At 69.2% G+C, this 17,811-nt stretch carries 11 protein-coding genes and 1 tRNA gene; 7 read left to right on the top strand and 5 right to left on the bottom strand.

Annotated elements, in window-relative coordinates; genetic code table 11:
* Positions 1 to 15 precede the first annotated feature (15 nt).
* Genes OHT77_RS08730 through OHT77_RS08720 form a run of 3 tightly spaced genes read right to left on the bottom strand, consistent with a single transcriptional unit; the run spans position 16 to position 5,091 of the window.
* On the bottom strand, positions 16 to 2,160 hold the full coding sequence (locus OHT77_RS08730) for an acetate--CoA ligase family protein (protein WP_328827515.1): 2,145 nt from the start codon (positions 2,158 to 2,160) through the stop codon (positions 16 to 18).
* 4 nt (positions 2,161 to 2,164) lie between these two features.
* The gene (gene frc, locus OHT77_RS08725) at positions 2,165 to 3,397 is read right to left on the bottom strand and encodes a formyl-CoA transferase (RefSeq protein WP_328827513.1); all 1,233 of its coding nucleotides are present in this window, start codon (positions 3,395 to 3,397) and stop codon (positions 2,165 to 2,167) included.
* An 11-nt stretch (positions 3,398 to 3,408) separates the two neighbouring features.
* Positions 3,409 to 5,091: a thiamine pyrophosphate-binding protein gene (locus tag OHT77_RS08720; protein ID WP_328827512.1), complete on the bottom strand. Its 1,683-nt coding sequence runs from the start codon at positions 5,089 to 5,091 to the stop codon at positions 3,409 to 3,411.
* 144 nt (positions 5,092 to 5,235) lie between these two features.
* Between OHT77_RS08720 and sucC the strand changes: the two genes are divergently transcribed.
* The 6 genes from sucC to OHT77_RS08690 all read left to right on the top strand — a co-directional run bounded on the left by sucC (position 5,236) and on the right by OHT77_RS08690 (position 11,609).
* The gene (sucC, locus tag OHT77_RS08715; RefSeq protein ID WP_328827510.1) at positions 5,236 to 6,366 is read left to right on the top strand and encodes an ADP-forming succinate--CoA ligase subunit beta; all 1,131 of its coding nucleotides are present in this window, start codon (positions 5,236 to 5,238) and stop codon (positions 6,364 to 6,366) included.
* Between the two features lie 11 nt (positions 6,367 to 6,377).
* On the top strand, positions 6,378 to 7,286 hold the full coding sequence (gene sucD / locus OHT77_RS08710) for a succinate--CoA ligase subunit alpha (protein WP_328827509.1): 909 nt from the start codon (positions 6,378 to 6,380) through the stop codon (positions 7,284 to 7,286).
* 150 nt (positions 7,287 to 7,436) lie between these two features.
* Complete coding sequence (locus OHT77_RS08705; protein WP_328827508.1) at positions 7,437 to 9,023, top strand: aldehyde dehydrogenase family protein; 1,587 nt, start codon at positions 7,437 to 7,439, stop codon at positions 9,021 to 9,023.
* Between the two features lie 159 nt (positions 9,024 to 9,182).
* A complete protein-coding gene (locus OHT77_RS08700) occupies positions 9,183 to 9,626 on the top strand; it encodes a MarR family winged helix-turn-helix transcriptional regulator (protein ID WP_328827506.1) in 444 nt (147 codons plus the stop codon).
* A 184-nt stretch (positions 9,627 to 9,810) separates the two neighbouring features.
* Positions 9,811 to 9,898: transfer RNA gene (locus OHT77_RS08695), tRNA-Leu, on the top strand.
* Between the two features lie 229 nt (positions 9,899 to 10,127).
* Complete coding sequence (locus tag OHT77_RS08690) at positions 10,128 to 11,609, top strand: HNH endonuclease (protein ID WP_328827505.1); 1,482 nt, start codon at positions 10,128 to 10,130, stop codon at positions 11,607 to 11,609.
* Positions 11,610 to 11,786: 177 nt separating this feature from the next.
* Here OHT77_RS08690 and OHT77_RS08685 read toward each other — a convergent pair whose 3' ends face one another.
* Entirely contained in the window at positions 11,787 to 13,496 is a 1,710-nt protein-coding gene (locus tag OHT77_RS08685; RefSeq protein ID WP_328827503.1) for a carbohydrate binding domain-containing protein, read from the bottom strand.
* Between the two features lie 673 nt (positions 13,497 to 14,169).
* Here OHT77_RS08685 and OHT77_RS08680 point away from each other — a divergent pair.
* Positions 14,170 to 17,457, top strand: coding sequence for a lectin (locus OHT77_RS08680; protein WP_328827502.1), 3,288 nt, complete (start codon positions 14,170 to 14,172; stop codon positions 17,455 to 17,457).
* A gap of 96 nt (positions 17,458 to 17,553) precedes the next feature.
* On the opposite strand, the gene OHT77_RS08675 is transcribed toward OHT77_RS08680, so the two are convergent.
* A complete protein-coding gene (locus OHT77_RS08675; RefSeq protein ID WP_266774148.1) occupies positions 17,554 to 17,805 on the bottom strand; it encodes a Smr/MutS family protein in 252 nt (83 codons plus the stop codon).
* Positions 17,806 to 17,811: the final 6 nt, after the last annotated feature.

The raw sequence follows: 17,811 nt of genomic DNA, 5'->3' as shown, positions 1-17,811 counted from the left end.
CCGCGTCGGCTCACGTCATGAACCACCGCCCAACAGCCCTGCCGCGCGCGCCCATTGATACTTCGCGCCGAGCACCGCCACCGGCTTCTCCGTCGTGTACGGGTACGCCACCACCCCGCGCTCGTACAGGTACTGGCACGCCTCCTCGACCTCCACGTCACCCGCGAGCGACGCCACCACCGGCTTCTCGATCCCGCGTTCCCTGAACTCCGCGACCACCCGCGCGGTCAGCTCCGCGAAGACCATCGGGGGAGTGACGATGGTGTGCCAGTAGCCCAGGACCAGCGCGTGGATGCGCGGGTCCTCCAGACCGAGCCGGATCGTCGCCTCGTACGTCGACGGCGGCTCGCCCCCGGTGATGTCGACCGGGTTGCCCGCGGCCCCGAAGGGCGGGATGAACTTCCGGAACGACGCGTCCAGATCGGCCGGAATCTCCATCAGGGAAAGGCCGTTGTCGGTCACCGCGTCCGAGAGCAGCACCCCGCTGCCGCCGGCGCCGGTGATGATGACGACGTTGTCCCCCCGGGGAGTGGGGAGCACCGGCAGCCCGCGCGCGTACTCCAGCATGTCGTTGAGCCCGGGGGCCCGGATGACACCGGCCTGCCTGAGGATGTCGCTGTACACCGCGTCGTCACCGGCCAGCGCGCCCGTGTGCGAACCGGCGGCCTTCGCACCCGCCGCCGTACGACCCGCCTTGAGCACCACAACCGGCTTGCGGGGCACGGTCTTCCGGGCCGCCTCGACGAACGCGCGGCCGTCCTTGAGGTCCTCCAGGTGCATCGCGATGCACTCGGTGTGCGGGTCCTCGCCGAACCAGGTCAGCAGGTCGTCCTCGTCCAGGTCCGACTTGTTGCCGAGCCCGACGATCGCCGACACCCCCGTCTTCGTGGTCCGCGCGAAGCCGAGGATCGCCATCCCGATGCCACCGGACTGCGAGGTCAGCGCCACCCCGCCCTTCACGTCGTACGGCGTGCAGAACGTGGCGCACAGGTCCTGCCACGTCGAGTAGTAGCCGTAGATGTTCGGGCCGAGGAGACGGACGCCGTAGCGCTCGGCGATCGCCACGATCTCTTCCTGGAGGGCGACTTCACCGGTCTCCGCGAACCCGGAGGGGATGAGGACGGCGTTGGGGATGTTCTTGCGTCCCACCTCCTCCAGTGCCGCTGCCACGAACTTGGCGGGAATGGCGAAGACGGCCACATCCACCTCACCGGGAACGTCCGTGACACTCTTGTACGCCTTGCGGCCCAGAATGTCATCGGCCTTGGGGTTCACCGGATGGATCTCCCCGGCGAAGCCGCCGTCGACGAGATTGCGCATCACCGAGTTGCCGATCTTGCCCTGCTCGTTCGAGGCACCGATCACGGCGACCGAGGCCGGCTCCATGAGACGGCGCATCGACGTCAGGATCTCGTCGCGTGTATACCGTCGACGGGCCACCGGCTGCGATTCCGCGAGGATCACCCGGATGTCCGCCGCGACCGCGCCCTCCGGAGTCGCGATCACCGGATTGAGGTCCACCTCGGCGATCTCCGGGAAGTCCGCGACCAGTTGGGACACCCGGCGGATCTGCTCGGCGATGGCCCAGCGGTCGACCGCCGCCTGTCCGCGCACCCCCCGCAGGATCTCCGCCGCCCGGATCGAGTCCAGCATCGACAGCGCCTCGTCCGGGGTCACGGGTGCGAGCCGGAACGTCACGTCCTTGAGGACTTCGACCAGCACCCCGCCGAGCCCGAACGCGACGACCTTCCCGAACGTCGGGTCGGTCACCGCGCCGACGATCACCTCCTGCCCCTGCGGCAGCAACTCCTGCACCTGGACGCCCTCGATGCGGGCCCGCGCGTCGTAGGCCCGAGCGTTGTCGACGATCGTGTGGAACGCGGTCCGTACGTCCGCCGCGCCCTCGACCCCGACGATCACTCCGCCGGCGTCGGTCTTGTGCAGGATGTCGGGCGAGACGATCTTCATCACGACGGGGCCGCCGAACCGCGCCGCGTACGCCACCGCCTCGTCGACGTCCGTCGCCAACTCCTCGCCCGGTACGGCGATCCCGTACGCGTCGGCGATCACCTTGCCCTCGGGCGCGGTGAGCGCGAACCGTCCTTCGGCCCGCACGGAGTCGAGGAGCGCGCGTACCCTCAGGGTCCGGTCCTCTGCCATCACGTCAGATCACCCCGTTCGACTTGAGGAGGCGCAACTCTTCGTCGCCGAGACCGAGTTCGCCGATGTAGACCTCTTCGTTGTGCTCGCCGAGCAGCGGTGAACTGGTCACGTCCACAGGGGAGTCGGAGAGCTTCAGCGGGCTGCCGACGGTGACGAACTCGCCGCGCTCGGGGTGCGGCACCGTCACCACCATCTCGTTGGCGACCAGCGACTCGTCCTCGATGATCTCCTTGGTCGACAGGATCGGCCCGCACGGGATGTTGTGGGCGTTGAGCCGCTCCAGCACCTCCCACTTGGGCAGCGTGGACGACCACTCCTCGATCAGCTGGAACATCTTGGAGAGCTGCGGCAACCGGGCCTCGGGCGTGGCCCACTCGGGATCGTCGGCCAGCTCGGGCCGGCCGATCAGCTCGGTCAGCGGCTTCCAGCCGACGGGCTGCACGATCACGTACACGTAGTCGTTCGGGCCGCCCGGCGCGCACTTGACCGCCCAGCCGGGCTGCCCGCCGCCGGACGCGTTGCCCGAGCGGGGCACCTCGTCGCCGAAGTCGTCGTTCGGGTACTCGGCGAGCGGCCCGTGCGCCAGGCGCTGCTGGTCGCGGAGCTTCACCCGGCACAGGTTGAGCACGGCATGCTGCATGGCCACGTTGACGCGCTGGCCCCGGCCGGTGTGCTCACGCTGGAAGAGTGCCGCCAGTATCCCGGCTACTGTATGCACTCCGGTGCCTGAGTCACCGATCTGAGCGCCCGTGGCCAGCGGCGGCCCGTCCTCGAAGCCCGTGGTCGCCATCGACCCGCCCATCGCCTGCGCGACGACCTCGTACGCCTTGAAGTTGGTGTACGGGCCGTCCCCGAAGCCCTTGATGGACGCATACACGATGCGGGGATTGATCTCTTGTATGCGATCCCAGGTGAACCCCATACGGTCGACCGCGCCCGGCCCGAAGTTCTCGACCATGACGTCGGAGCGCCGGATCAGCTCGGTGAGGATCTCCTTGCCGCGCTCGGACTTGGTGTTGAGGGTGATGCTCCGCTTGTTGCAGTTGAGCATCGTGAAGTAGAGCGAGTCGACGTCCGGGAGGTCGCGCAGCTGCTTGCGCGTGATGTCACCGGTCGGCGCCTCCAGCTTGACGACGTCGGCGCCGAGCCAGGCGAGGAGTTGGGTCGCGGAGGGGCCGGACTGGACGTGCGTCATGTCGAGGACGCGGATGCCCTCAAGTGCCCTGGCGGTCATGGGCGTTCACCTCACTTGTACATCGTCTGGTTCATGGTTCCGGGGGCGTACGCGTCCGGGTCGACCCAGACGTTGATCAGCGACGGCTTGCCCGACTCCCGGGCCCGTTGCAGCGCGGGGCCGATGTCGGCGGGGTCGCGGACCTCCTCGCCGTAACCGCCCAGCATCTGGGCGAACTTGTCGTAGTGGACGTCGCCGAGGGTGTTGCCGACCCGCTCGCGCTCCAGGCCGTACTTGGCGGCCTGGCCGTAACGGATCTGGTTCATCGAGGAGTTGTTGCCGACGATGCCGACGAACGGGAGGTCGTAGCGGACGAGGGTCTCGAAGTCCCAGCCGGTCAGGGAGAACGCGCCGTCGCCGAAGAGCGCGACGACCTCCTTGTCGGGGCGGGCCTGCTTCGCCGCGAGGACGAACGGGACGCCGACGCCGAGGGTGCCGAGCGGGCCCGGATCCATCCAGTGGCCGGGCGACTTGGGCTGCACGACCTGCCCGGAGAAGGTGACGATGTCGCCGCCGTCGCCGATGTAGATGGAGTCCTCGGTGAGGAAGTCGTTGATCTCGCTGACGAGCCGGTACGGGTGGATCGGCGACGCGTCCGACCTGAGGCTCGGCAACCGCTTCTCGATCGCGGCCTGTTCGACGGCCCGCAGCTCGTCGAGCCACTCCTTGCGCCGGGACGCACCGCCGTTGAGACGTCCCGAGGCGGCCTCGCCGACCGACTTCAGGACGAGTCCCGCGTCGCCGACGATGCCGAGGTCGATGTCGCGGTTCTTGCCGACGGTGCGGTAGTCGAGGTCGATCTGCACGACGGTCGCGTCGGGGGAGAGGCGCTTGCCGTAGCCCATGCGGAAGTCGAAGGGCGTGCCGACGATGACGATGACGTCGGCGTGGGAGAAGGCGTAGCGCCGGGAGAGCTGGAAGTGGTGCGCGTCGCCGGGCGGGAGGGTGCCGCGGCCCGCGCCGTTCATGTACGCGGGGATGTTGAGGGTGCGGGCGAGGTCGATGGCCGACTCGGTGCCGCGCGTCGTCCACACCTGGCTGCCCAGCAGGATCGCCGGCTTCTCGGCGTGGACCAGTAGGTCGGCGAGCTTCTCGATCGCCTCGGGGTCGCCGGCCGAGCGGGTCGAGGCGCGGTAGGCGCCGGGCCTGGGCACGCGGGCCTTGTCCACCGGCACCTTCGCGTCGAGGACGTCGCGGGGGATCTCCAGGAAGGCGGGGCCCGGCGCGCCGTGGTAGCACTCGCGGAACGCCATCGACACCATGTCGGCGGCGCGCGCAGTGTCCGGGACGGTCGCCGCGAACTTGGTGATCGGAGTCATCATGTCGACGTGCGGCAGGTCCTGGAGGGACCCCATCTTGTGCTGGGTGAGGGCCCCTTGGCCGCCGATCAGCAGCATCGGCGACTCGGCGCGGAAGGCGTTGGCGACACCGGTGACGGCGTCGGTCGTACCGGGACCCGCGGTGACCACGGCGCAGCCGGGCCTGCCGGTGATCCGCGCGTAACCGTCCGCCGCGTGGGCCGCCACCTGCTCGTGGCGTACGTCGACGACTTCTATGCCCTCGTCGACGCAGCCGTCGTAGATGTCGATGATGTGGCCGCCGCACAGGGTGTAGATGCGGTCGACCCCCTCGGCCTTCAGGGCTTTGGCGACGAGATGACCACCGGAAATCACGTCCTGGGTGTCGTCGGGCATGGCGAAGTCCTGTCCCTTCGTAGGGGGTTGGAACGCTCTCGCGGTACATTGCATACAGTCGACGAATACTGTATGAAACTTGTTATCCCGCATCCGGTGGGTGGTGTCCAGGGGGCGTGCGGCACTTTTAGGCGAGGAGCCCGAATGGATCTGTACGAGCATCAGGCAAGGCAACTCTTCGAGGACCACGGCATCCTGGTGCCCCGGGCCGAGGTCACCGCCTCGTCCAAGGAGGCACGGGAGATCGCCCGCAGGCTGGGCGGACGCGTCGTGGTGAAGGCGCAGGTCAAGACCGGTGGGCGAGGCAAGGCGGGCGGGGTCAAATTCGCCGCCGACCCGGCCGCCGCCGAGCTGACGGCGCGCCAGATCCTCGGCATGGACATCAAGGGGCACACGGTCGGCACGGTCATGCTGGCCCAACCCGTGGACATCGAGGCCGAGTTCTACGTCTCCTACGTCCTCGACCGCGCGGCGGGGCGTTTCCTCGCCATCGCGTCGGCGGAGGGCGGCATGGAGATCGAGGAGGTCGCCGCCCGTCGACCGGAGGCGGTGGCCCGTATCCACATCGACCCCGCCGAGGGCGTCACCTCGGCGAAGGCATCCGAGATCGCCGAGGCGGCCGGCCTGCCGCCGCAGACCGTCGACGTCCTCGTACGGCTGTGGGAGGTGCTGGTCCGCGAGGACGCTGTCCTCGTCGAGGTCAACCCGCTCGTACGGACCCGGCAGGGGCAGATCCTCGCCCTCGACGGCAAGGTGACACTCGACGACAACGCCCGCTTCCGGCAGGCGCGTTGGGGAGGAGAGGGGTCGGCGCACGACGATCCGCTGGAGGCCGTCGCCGCCGCGAAGGGGCTCAACTACGTCAAACTCGACGGCGAGGTCGGCATCATCGGCAACGGCGCGGGCCTGGTCATGTCGACGCTCGACGTGGTCGCCGGCTGCGGCGCCCGCCCCGCCGACTTCCTCGACATCGGCGGCGGGGCGTCGGCCCAGATCATGGCCGACGGACTGTCCGTCATCCTCTCCGACCCGGCCGTGAAATCCGTGTTCGTCAACGTCTTCGGCGGGATCACCGCGTGCGACGCGGTGGCCGACGGCATCGTACGGGCCCTGGAAACCGTCCGGCTGACCAAGCCGCTGGTCGTCCGGCTCGACGGCAACAACGCGGTCAGGGGCCGGGCCATCCTCGACGGACACGCGCATCCGCTGGTCGAGCAGGCCACCACCATGGACGGCGCCGCCCGCCGCGCCGCCGACCTCGCCAACGCACGCTAAGGAGCCGGGACATGGCGATCTACCTCACCAAGGAGAGCAAGGTCCTCGTCCAGGGCATGACCGGCGGCGAGGGCATGAAGCACACCCGCCGGATGCTCGCGGCCGGCACGGACATCGTCGGCGGCGTCAACCCGCGCAAGGCCGGCCGCACCGTCGACTTCGACGACCGTGCCGTGCCGGTCTTCGGGTCGGTCGCCGACGGTATGCGGTCGACGGGAGCCGATGTCAGCGTTGTGTTCGTGCCGCCCGCCTTCGCCAGGGCGGCCGTGATCGAGGCCGCCGACGCGGGCATCGGCCTCGCCGTCGTCATCACCGAAGGCATCCCGGTCCACGACTCGGTCGCCTTCACGGCGTACGCCGCGTCGAAGGGCACCCGGGTCATCGGCCCCAACTGCCCCGGCCTGATCACCCCCGGCCAGGCCAACGCGGGCATCATCCCCGCCGACATCACCAAGCCGGGCCGCATCGGACTGGTCTCCAAGTCCGGCACCCTCACCTACCAACTCATGTACGAACTGCGGGACATCGGCTTCTCCACCTGCGTCGGCATCGGCGGAGACCCCGTCGTCGGCACCAGCCACATCGACTGCCTCGCCGCGTTCCAGGACGACCCCGACACCGAACTCGTCGTCCTCATCGGGGAGATCGGCGGCGACGCAGAGGAACGCGCCGCCGCCTACATCCGCGACCACGTCACCAAGCCGGTCGTCGGCTACATCGCCGGCTTCACCGCCCCCGAGGGCAAGACGATGGGCCACGCCGGCGCGATCGTGTCCGGCTCCTCCGGCACGGCGGCGGCGAAGAAGGCGGCGCTGGAGGCCGTGGGAGTCGCCGTCGGAAGCACGCCGACGGAGACGGCACGGCTGGTACTGGACCGGCTCGGCGCCCGGGAGGCGGCAAGTGACGTCACTCATAGGTGAGGTGACGTGACTGTTGCGCTCCTTCGAGCACAACTAGCTTCATTCGTACGGCGGTTCAGCCGTACTGCGGTTCAGCCGTACTGCGGTTCGCCCGCCGGACCGTTCCTGTTTCACCCCGCCCCGACTGTGCACCGAGAGCGGAGCAGAAGCATGGCATCAACCCTCACACCCGGCACCACCCCCACCCCCACAGCCTCCCTCCGTCCCCCGACCCTCAAAGCGGGCACGTCCTGGAGCGACGCCTGGCGGCGGTGTCTCGCCGTCGCACCCGAGGCGTTCCAGGACGACCGTGTCCTCAACCTCTGGAACGCGGCCTGGCAGCGGGACGGCCGGGCCCTGCCCGCCACCACCCCCGTCGACGGCAGCCCCATCGCCGGGCCGCCCCGGCTGGACCGCGCCACCGCCCACCAGGCCGTACGCGCCTCCCTCGACCAGCACCGCGCCTGGCGCCATGTCCCGCTCGACGAACGGCGCGCTCGCGTCGCCGCCACGCTGGACGCGCTGACCGAACACCGCGAGCTCCTCGCGCTGCTGCTGGTCTGGGAGATCGGCAAGCCCTGGCGGCTCGCGCAGGCCGACGTGGACCGGTCCATCGACGGTGTGCGCTGGTACGTCGACGGCATCGAGCCGATGCTCGCCGGCCGCAGCCCGCTGGACGGTCCGGTGTCCAACATCGCGAGCTGGAACTACCCGATGAGCGTGCTCGTCCACGCGATGCTCGTGCAGGCGCTGGCCGGGAACGCGGTCATCGCCAAGACCCCGACCGACGGGGGCGTCGCCTGCCTCACCCTGGCCGCCGCGCTGGCCGCCCGCGAGGGGATTCCCGTCACCCTCGTGAGCGGCAGCGGGGGCGAGTTGTCGGAGGCGCTGGTCCGCGCCCCCGAGATCGGCTGCGTCTCCTTCGTCGGCGGGCGCGACACCGGAGCCGCGGTGGCGACGGCCGTGGCCGACCTCGGCAAGCGGCACATCCTCGAACAGGAAGGACTCAACACCTGGGGCATCTGGAACCACACCGACTGGGACGCGCTCACCGCCGTCGTCCCCAAGCTCTTCGACTACGGCAAGCAGCGCTGCACCGCGTACCCGCGCTTCGTCGTCCAGCGCGAGCTGTTCGACGACTTCCTCACGGCCTACCTCCCGGCCGTCCGCACCCTGCGCGTCGGCCACCCGCTGGCCGTGCAGGACGCCCAAGACCCGTACCCGGCGCTGGACTTCGGCCCGTTGATCAACGCGGCCAAGGCCAAGGAACTCCACGACCAGGTGGCCGAGGCGATCGACCGCGGCGCCGTACCGCTGCACCGCGGCAAGCTGTCCGACGCCGACTTCCTTCCAGGGCAGGACACTTCGGCGTACGTCCGTCCCGTCACGCTCCTCAACCCGCCGCCCTCGTCTCCGCTGCACCACGCGGAGCCGTTCGGACCGGTCGACACCATCGTCCTGGTCGACACGGAGGCGGAACTGCTCGCCGCGATGAACGCGTCCAACGGCGCGCTGGTCGCCACCCTGTCCACCGACGACCGGGCGACGTACGACCGACTCGCCCCGCAGATAAGGGCGTTCAAGGTCGGCCACGGCACACCCCGCTCACGCGGCGACCGTGACGAACTGTTCGGCGGCTTCGGCGCGTCCTGGCGCGGAGCGTTCGTCGGCGGCGAACTCCTGGTCCGCGCGGTGACCTACGGGCCGGTGGGGGAGCGGTTGCCCGGCAACTTCCCGGAGTACCAGCTGATGCCGTGATCCGAGGCCGGGCGGTGCTCGTGTCCGACGGGTGCCGCCCGGGCCGGCGTACGGCGGTGTGCGGGGTCCGGGAACGTTTCCGTCGTAGGCCGTCAGCCTGTCAGGTGATCAGGGGCGCTGACGATCAGGTCGAGGAGCCGGCGGGAATACAGTCGGCGCATGGCCCACGACGAGCGCCCCGCGCCCCTGGAGTCCCGGCTCGGGTACCTCCTCAAGCAGGCCCAGGCCCGGCTGGCGCGGGCGTCGGCCGAGGCGTTGGTGCCGCACGGGGTGGACGGGCATGAGCTGGGCGTGCTGGTGGTGCTGTCGGCGGGGGAGGCCTTGTCGCAGGTCGAGGCCGCCGGGCGGCTCGGGGTGGACCGCACCACGATGGTGTCGTTGATCGACGGCCTGGAGGACCACGGCCTGGTCGAGCGCCGGCGCAGTCCGTACGACCGCCGGAAGAACATCGTCGAGCTGACCCCGGAGGGCCGCGACTGCCTGCGTCTGGCCGAACAGGCCCGGCGCGCGGCCGAGCGCCGCTTCCTCGCGCCGCTCGACGAGGAGGCGGCCGAGTCCCTCGTCCGGGCACTGCAGACGCTGGTGATCGCCGAGCGCGAGTGACCGGCGGAAACCGGCCGCCGGCCGTAGTCGATCGTTCACCCGCGGTGGCGGCTTCCCGCAGGTCGCGGGGTGTCCGCGAGCGGCTCCCGCGGGGACGGATATGCAGGTGAAAGGCGCTCCGAAAGCTTGGTATTGTTGTCCATGTCGCCGCGGGGAACACCCCCGGCCAGGCGGCAGACACCTAGTCCGGGTGGCGGAATGGCAGACGCGCTAGCTTGAGGTGCTAGTGCCCTTTATCGGGCGTGGGGGTTCAAGTCCCCCCTCGGACACCAGTAGAGACCCCAGTTGAGCTGGGGTTTTTCTGTTTCCCGGGCTGCAGCGTGACCGACCGTGTGATCAACATCCAAGCGAAACCCCAGATCCCCAGGTCAGACCGGGCATGACAGGCCGATACGGCTGGTGCTTCATGGCGGTCGGTTCTTTTACTCCTTCAGCGCGACGCCTGCTGTTGAGTTCCGCTGCTCCACCGACTGTCAGTGGCGGCGGTTAGCGTGCGCTCCCATGAACGATGACCAGCAGAAGCCGATGACGGCTCAACCTTCTCGCCCCGAGGCCACGCAGAATGAGGCTCCTCCCGAGCAGCCGGGACCCGACGCGAAGCCGAAGGGCATCGCGCTGTATCACGACATGCGGGTCGAAGAGGACTTCACCAAGTGCGCCACCCGCCTCTTCTCGATCCTCAGATTGGCCGCAGAGAAAAGCCCTGGCGCCCCGCGGTACGTGTACCTCGACGTCCAAGGGCACCGCAACGCCGCCGGTGGCTATGACGCCGATGCCTTGGAGATCATCCATGAGTTCTTACTGGGATTCCTCGGCCCGTATTTCACGGAGATCAGTACACCGCTCTACCACGCGAGGAACCCCGAGCCGCAACGCGAGGACATCCCTCACATCCTCAACGTACGGGACCCCGACCGTGAACACTCTTACGACCACCGCGAGTTGCCCGTCCGAAGCCGGGACACCATTCCTGACGGGCGCCGGTCCAGGCCTCCGGTCCGGGCCATCGCCGACTACCTCGGTCTCGATGAGCCGATCTGCCTGATCTGCTGGCAGGCGCCGGTGGAGAGGGCTCATGTGGTGCCGGAGTCACTCGGCGGCTCCAACGATGTGCGCAACTTCGCCCTCCTCTGCCCGCGTCATCACCGTGAGGCACCCGATGTCGCGGACGCGGAAGCATTCTGGTCCTGGGTCGACTACGCCTGTGAACGCGACGGCCATATGAAATGGGAGGGCGTGGACCCGGAAACGCTGGCGAAGGCGGAACACGTCGGCCTCCACATCGACACGCGCGGACCGGTGCGGAAGAGCGTGCGCCATTTCGACCGGGTCCGTGACGAACTCGTGCGCCACTACGGCTGGTCCCCGGAGGAATTCGCCGGCGGCCACCATTGGGGAGCGCTGATGGAAGAGTTCCACACGGTGATGGACTCGGCGACCAGCACTCACTTCAACGTTTCCAAGAAGGCATCCACCGAGGCATGGGCCTTCGAAGTGGCCCGCAGACGTCTGAAGGACGAAACCGCGCAGGACGAGGCCGACAGCGACCGGTCGGCGGTGTCGAGTCGCCCGGCGGTCGACCTGGCGGAACGGACGGTACGCAAGTCACCGCTCAACAATGGCGCGCAGAGCCTGGTCGATGCCGCACGGCGGGCCGACATCGCAATCGAGGCGGCGGCACTTGTCCGCGACATCATCAGCTCGGCGGGGGTGTCCAGCGCCGAGGAGGTATTGCGGTGTATCAAAGAGGAGGTGGCGGACCGCACCGCGCAATTCGACCGGTTGGACGGTGAGTTGATGGGGCACGCGGTCTGCCGATACTGCGGCCACGCCATAGCCCGGATCGGGAACAGCACTTGGCGCCACAGCGCGGCGGCACCTATGTCCCGTGGCTGCCGTGCCGCGAGTTTCGACCGTGACGGTAACTGGGACGATTCCCTCGACCGGGCATGGAAGGCGAGTCCGCCCAAGACGTATCGATGAGCTGGCCGCGGCTGTGGGCAGGGCCGCGGCGTGGGCGCAATTGGCCAGCTGCGGGGCGCTAGTGACGCTGCGTCATTTCAGGCCGCCCGGCGCTCGTTTCGGCGTCCGCCTGTGCGGAGGACGGTGAACGTGGTGGTGCCGGGCGGCCTGGTCGACGAAATGCGGGCGCCGACGTCCTCAGCCCAGAGTGAAGTCGTCCGCCGTGACCGCCGACTGGCCGTACCAGCCGTGGACGTAGACCGTGACGGCTCCGGAGCTGCCGGTGGTGAAGGTGACCTTGAGCTGGTTCCAGGTCGAGCTGTTGGACCAGGTGCTCGCGGTGGCGCCGCCCGATACTCCGAGGTAGGCGTACGGGCCCTGTGCCCAGGCGGTGAGGGTATAGCTCTTGTTGGGGGACAGGGTGACCGTCTGGTCGCACTCGCCGGTGCTGCCGGCGGTGGGCGTGACCTGGAGGCTGTGGCTGCCGCTGTGGACCGGGCTGGAGACCACCGCGCCGCCCGCCGCGCACGTCCAGGGACTGAGACTCCCGGTCTCGAAACCGGCGTTGGTCAGTGAACCGCCCCCGCCGCCCCCGCCGCCGGTCGTCGTGACCGTGAGTGTGTAGGTCGCGCTGTGGCTGCCGGACGCGGCGCTGCCCTTGACGGTGATCGGGTAGCTGCCCGCCGCCACGGACGAGCCGACCGTCGCCGTCAGCGTCGAGCTTCCGCCCGAGGTCACGGACGTAGGACTGAAGGCGACCGTGACGCCGGACGGTGCGCCGGAGGCGGTGAGGGCGACGGACTCGGCGCTGCCGGAGGTGACGGCGGTGGAGACGGTCGCCGTGGCCGAACCACCCTGCGTGACCGACGCCGAGCCCGACGACAGGGACAGGGAGAAGTCCGTGGTGGTGCCTCCGCCACCGCCGCCGCCCGTGCCCTCGTACGGTACGAACGCGTCGGTGAACGCGAGGCTGTTCTGGCTGATCTCACTGCATGTGGGCAGGGAGTTGGCGCTTCCGCCGCACGCCTGGTCCCGGGTGACCGCCCAGAAGGCCAGCCGTCCGACACCGCTCTGCGCGGCGAAGCTCTCCACCGTCTGCGCGTCGGCCAGTGTGAAGGTGGAACCGTCGTCGTTCTTGCCGATCATCGGCGTGATGCCGAGGTTGGCGTAGGTATAACTGGGATCGACCGACTGCATCTGCGCCAGCGTCGCCTTCGCCGCCGAGATCGCGCCCTGGCCCATCTCCGTGCCGGTGCCGGCGTAGTAGTCCATGGCCATCACGTTGACCACGTCGATCTTGACGCCCGCGTTCTTCGCGGCCTTGAGGATGTTGACGCCGTCGTTCGTCAGCCCGCTCGTCAGCACCGGCAGGGTCATGGAGAACTGCAGGCCCGGGTTGGACGCCTTCAGGTCCTTCATCGCCTGCATCTGGCGGGCCGCGGCCGCGGTGTCCGCGATGGCGGCGCCCTCGATGTCGAAGTCGAGCTGGGTGACGCCGTAGTCGTTGATGATGGCCTGGTAGCCGGCGTCGATGCTGCTCTGCGTGGAGCAGGTCCAGGCGAGCGGTTCGCCGCTGGCCCCGCCGGAGGACACGATGACGGAGGCGCCTTCGGACTTGGCCCTGGCGATCTCGGGGTCCGTGTAGGAGTCGTTGCCGATGGGGAGCGTGTCGCCCCAGATCTGCGTGCAGCCCACGCCGAGCACGAAGGCCGCGGTGTACGCCTTGAGGTGATGGCCGGTGATGGCGGTGTCGAGCAGGCCTTCCTGACCGTTCGACATGTCGACGTAGGGAGCGACGGAGTAGACGCTGCTTCCTGCTGCGCTGCTTGCGGGGGCCAGGGCGACGGTGACGCCGGTGACCGAGAGCGCGAGGGCGGAAACGGACGCCGCCAGTCTTGCCAAGTGCATGACAGTACCCCTTTCGGGGGCGCCCATCGGGGCGGGGTGATGAGGGAGGGGTGAGAGGGGGCGGTGCGGGGGTGCCGTGCGTGGGTGAGGCGTGGGGGTGCGTCGCGCGAGTTATTGGTACATACCAAACAACTCGCGGAGTCCTCCGTCAAGAGGACTAGACCAACTTGGTTCGGCTGCACCGAAATGCGTCAACTCCGGCCGGCGGCCGGGGCTGACGGCAGTGCAGCGGGAAGCGTCAACTCCGGTGCGGAGCAGGGTCGTAGAGGTCGTACGTCCCTGTCGCGCCCGTCGTGATGCCGGTGCTCCGAGGTCTCCGCCAGGGAAGACGTGATGGGTCGGCCGCCCCGCCGCTCGCATGTCAACTCGGCCCAGCGGCCCCGCGGCTGACTTCTTATGAACTTCACACCCAGAAAGTCATGCCCGCCTCGTTGACACATCCTCAGCACTGGGGATTCACTCGACACTCGTGCATGGCAACGTTGTCAGGCCGTGGGAGCGACCAGGAACTGTTGCCTGTAGCCGGCGTTCCGGTGCATTCCGGCGCGCCGCCACCTGATGTGCGAAGCACGAACCGCTGCGGAGGCGACCGATGGTGAGACCCCGACGTCCAGCCGTGCCACGTGACCGAAACAGATTCCGCCAACGCCTCGCCGTCGTCTGTGTGTTGGGCATGACGGCCCTCACGCTTCCGGCGATCGGGAGCGCCTACGCCGCGAGCACCGCGACGCCGACCCTGGTGACGGACCCCGCGTCCCTCGTCAATCCGCTCATCGGCACCTCCGGTGCGGTGGACACCTTCCCGGGACCCGCCATGCCCGCCGGGATGGTGCAGTGGGGGCCCGACACCACGCCCAACCGTCCCGACGGCGGCGGCTACGAGTACCAGGACAAGAAGCTCTCCGGCTTCAGCCTCACCCACATCTCGGGGCCCGGCTGTCCCGTCGCGGGCGATCTGCCGATCCTGCCGGTGACCGGTGCGCTGTCGGGTGACCTCGGCAGTACGTCCGTTGGCTTCAGTCACGCCGATGAGCAGGCCGGCATCGGGAGTTACAAGGTCACCGACGCGAACGGCGTCAAGACTGAACTGACCGACACGACCCGCGCCGGGCTCGGCAGCTTCACCTTCCCGACGGGTCAACAGGCCAACCTGCTCTTCAAGTTGAGCGGTGGCGCAACGCAGGTCGACGGGACCCGCGTCCAGGTGATCAGCAACAAGGAGATCAGCGGGGCGATCGACAGCGGGCATTTCTGCGGTGCCGGCAACCGGTACACGCTGCACTTCGACATCAAGTTCGACCGGCCGTTCACCGCGAGCGGCACCTGGGTCGGCGGCACCATCAACCCCGACGCGAAGTCGCTGAAGGCCGGGAAGGCCCCACTCGCCCCGCAGGCTCCCAAGTCGGCGCGGCTGAAGGAGAAGCACTTCACCGTCCCGACCAAACCGGCCCCGACGATCCACGCGACCGGTGCGAAGGGCACGTCGTCCGCCACGGCCAAGGCCGCCCAGCCGCCCACCACCGGCGCCAACGGCATGTACCTCACCTTCGACACCGCCGCGAACCCCACGGTCAGCGCGAAGGTCGGCGTCTCGTACACGAGTGACGCGGGCGCCGCGAACAACCTCGCCAGTGAGATCAAGAACTGGAACCTCGGCGCCGTGGAACGGTCCAACCACGACGCCTGGAACGCCGTACTCAACAAGGTCCAGGTGGGCGGTGGATCCGCCGACCAGCAGACGCAGTTCTACACCGCGCTCTACCACGCGCTGCTGCACCCCAACGTCTTCTCGGACGACGACGGCCAGTACATGGGCATGGACAACCAGGTCCACAAACTCGCCAAGGGGCAGAAGGCGCAGTACGCCAACTACTCGGGCTGGGACACCTATCGCTCCCAGACGCAGCTGATGGCGATGGTCGAGCCCAAGGTGGCCTCCGACGTCGTCACCTCGATGCTCAACGGCTATGACCAGACAGGTCTGTTGCCCAAGTGGGCCTCGAACAACGGCGAGAGCTACGTCATGGTCGGCGACCCGGCCGCCGGCATCATCGCCGACGCGTACGCCTTCGGCGCCACGGGCTTCGACACCGCCAAGGCCCTCGCCGCGCTGCAGCACGAGGCCACCGTCCCGAACAACGACCGCCCCGGCGAGTCCGTGCGGGACGCGAAGGGCTATCTCCCGCTCGACGAGAACGACTACAACTGCTGCAACTTCTACGGCCCGGTCTCCACTCAACTCGAGTACGACTCCGCCGACTACGCCATCGCGGCCTTCGCGAAGTCGCTGGGCAAGACGTCCGTCTACGAGAAGTTCGCCACCCGCGCCCAGGACTGGATGAACGTCTTCAACCCGCAGACCGGCTACATGCAGGCCAAGAACAAGGACGGCCAGTTCGCGAGCGGCTTCACGCCCGGCACCTCCAATGGCTTCGTGGAGGGCACCTCCGCGCAGTACACGCCGATGGTGCCGTTCAACCTCCAGCAGCTGATCCAGGCACGCGGCGGCGCGAAGGAGTACTCGTCGTACCTGGACAGCCTGCTCGACGACATCACGAGCCCCGGCAACACCGACGCCGACCTGAGCAACGAGCCCAGTGTGGAGATCCCTTGGGAGTACGACTACACGGGCCAGCCCTGGAAGACGCAGGCGGCCGTCCGTGAGGCGCAGCAGAAGCTGTACTTCAACGCTCCGGTCGGCTCGTTCGGCAACGACGACCTCGGCGCGATGAGTTCCTGGTACGTCTGGTCCGAGCTGGGCATGTACCCGGAGACCCCGGGCACGGACACGCTCGCGCTCGGCAGCCCGGTGTTCCCGGCGGCCAAGGTGACCTTCGGCAACGGAAAGACGGTGCGGATCAACGCGCCGCAGGCCGCGACCGACGCGCCGTACGTGCAGTCGCTCGCGGTCAAGGGGCGGGCGTGGAACGCCCCATGGCTGACCTACCAGAAGTTCCAGGGGGCCGGCTCCCTCGACTTCACGCTCGGCGCGCAGCCCAACACGGCCTGGGCGTCGGCCCCTTCGGCGGCGCCGCCGTCGGACACCACGGGCGGCGGACGGGTACTGGCCGCGACCGGTCCCGCCAACGGCCTTGTCCTGCAGCCGGGTTCGGCCGGTGACGGCACGCTCGACCTGACCAACCTCGGCAGCACGGCCGTCACCGTCGACTGGAAGGCGACGGCGCCCTCCGGTGTCACGCTGGACACCGCGTCCGGGTCGCTGACGGTGCCCGCGGCGGGCAGTGCCGAGGCCAAGGTCCAGGTGACGGCGGGCGCGAACGAGGGGCTGTTCCCGGTCACGTTCGCGCTCACCGACCACAGCACCGGCGCGGCGCTGGCCGGGGCGACCCTCCGGGTGGCGGTGGCCAAGGCCGGTGCCCTGTGGCCGTACAACACGAACGAGGGCATCTATCCCGACGGCGCCACCTTCTCGGGCGGGTTCGACGGCGGGGGCTGGGCCTTCTCGCAGAACGCGCTCGCGGCGGCCGGTGTCACGAGCGGTGCGCCTCTCACGGTCGACGGGATCAACTACACCTGGCCGACGGTGACTTCGGGTCAGCTCGACAACCTGGAGATGGCCGGCCAGACCATCTCGATGCCGGCCGGTACGTCGGGGGCGTCGCTGGGGCTGCTGGGCACGGCGACCAACGCGCCGACCGACGGCAGCGGGGTCTCCGGCGCGGTGACCGTCACGTACACCGACGGCACCACCTCGCAGGGGACGGTCACCTTCCCGGACTGGACCCTCAACGGCGGTTCCAGCAAGCCGCTGCCGGGTGACACGACGGCCGCGACGACGGCCTACCGGAACACCGGGAGCGGTGGCCGGGACGGCGTGAAGACCTATGTCTTCGCCGCGAAGGTCGCGCTGGACGCGTCCAAGCAGGTCGCGTCGATCACGCTGCCGGTGACGGGCTCGACGGGCACCGACCATCTGTTCTCCTACGGCTTCGGCCAGTAGGCAGGACCGAGGGCAGGGAGCGGGCCGGTCCCCGGGTTCACGCCCGGGGGCCGGCCTTCGCCGTGGCGGGGGCGCCGGCGGAGCAGTCCCGGCTGGTCACCGGAGGTGGAGCAGGATCCGGCCCGCGTTGGTCGGATCCGTCTCCACCCGGGCGTAGAGCTTCCTGAGGTGCTTCTGCGCCAGCACGGCCAGCACGCGCTTCTTCAGCTGGCCCGTCCCCTTGCCCGGGATGATCTGGACGACGTCGACCCCGGTGGCGGCGGCCTTGAAGAGGGTCTGCCGCAGGGCCGTGTCGATGTCGCGGTCGCTGCGGAACATCGGGTGCAGATCGAGGGTGAGCAGGGTCATCGCCTC

The organism is Streptomyces sp. NBC_00252 (assembly GCF_036187565.1).
In the GTDB taxonomy this organism is placed as follows: Bacteria; Actinomycetota; Actinomycetes; order Streptomycetales; family Streptomycetaceae; genus Streptomyces.
The sequence above is the reverse complement of the archived record's forward strand: the minus strand, read 5'-3'. Positions and strand labels throughout refer to the sequence as shown.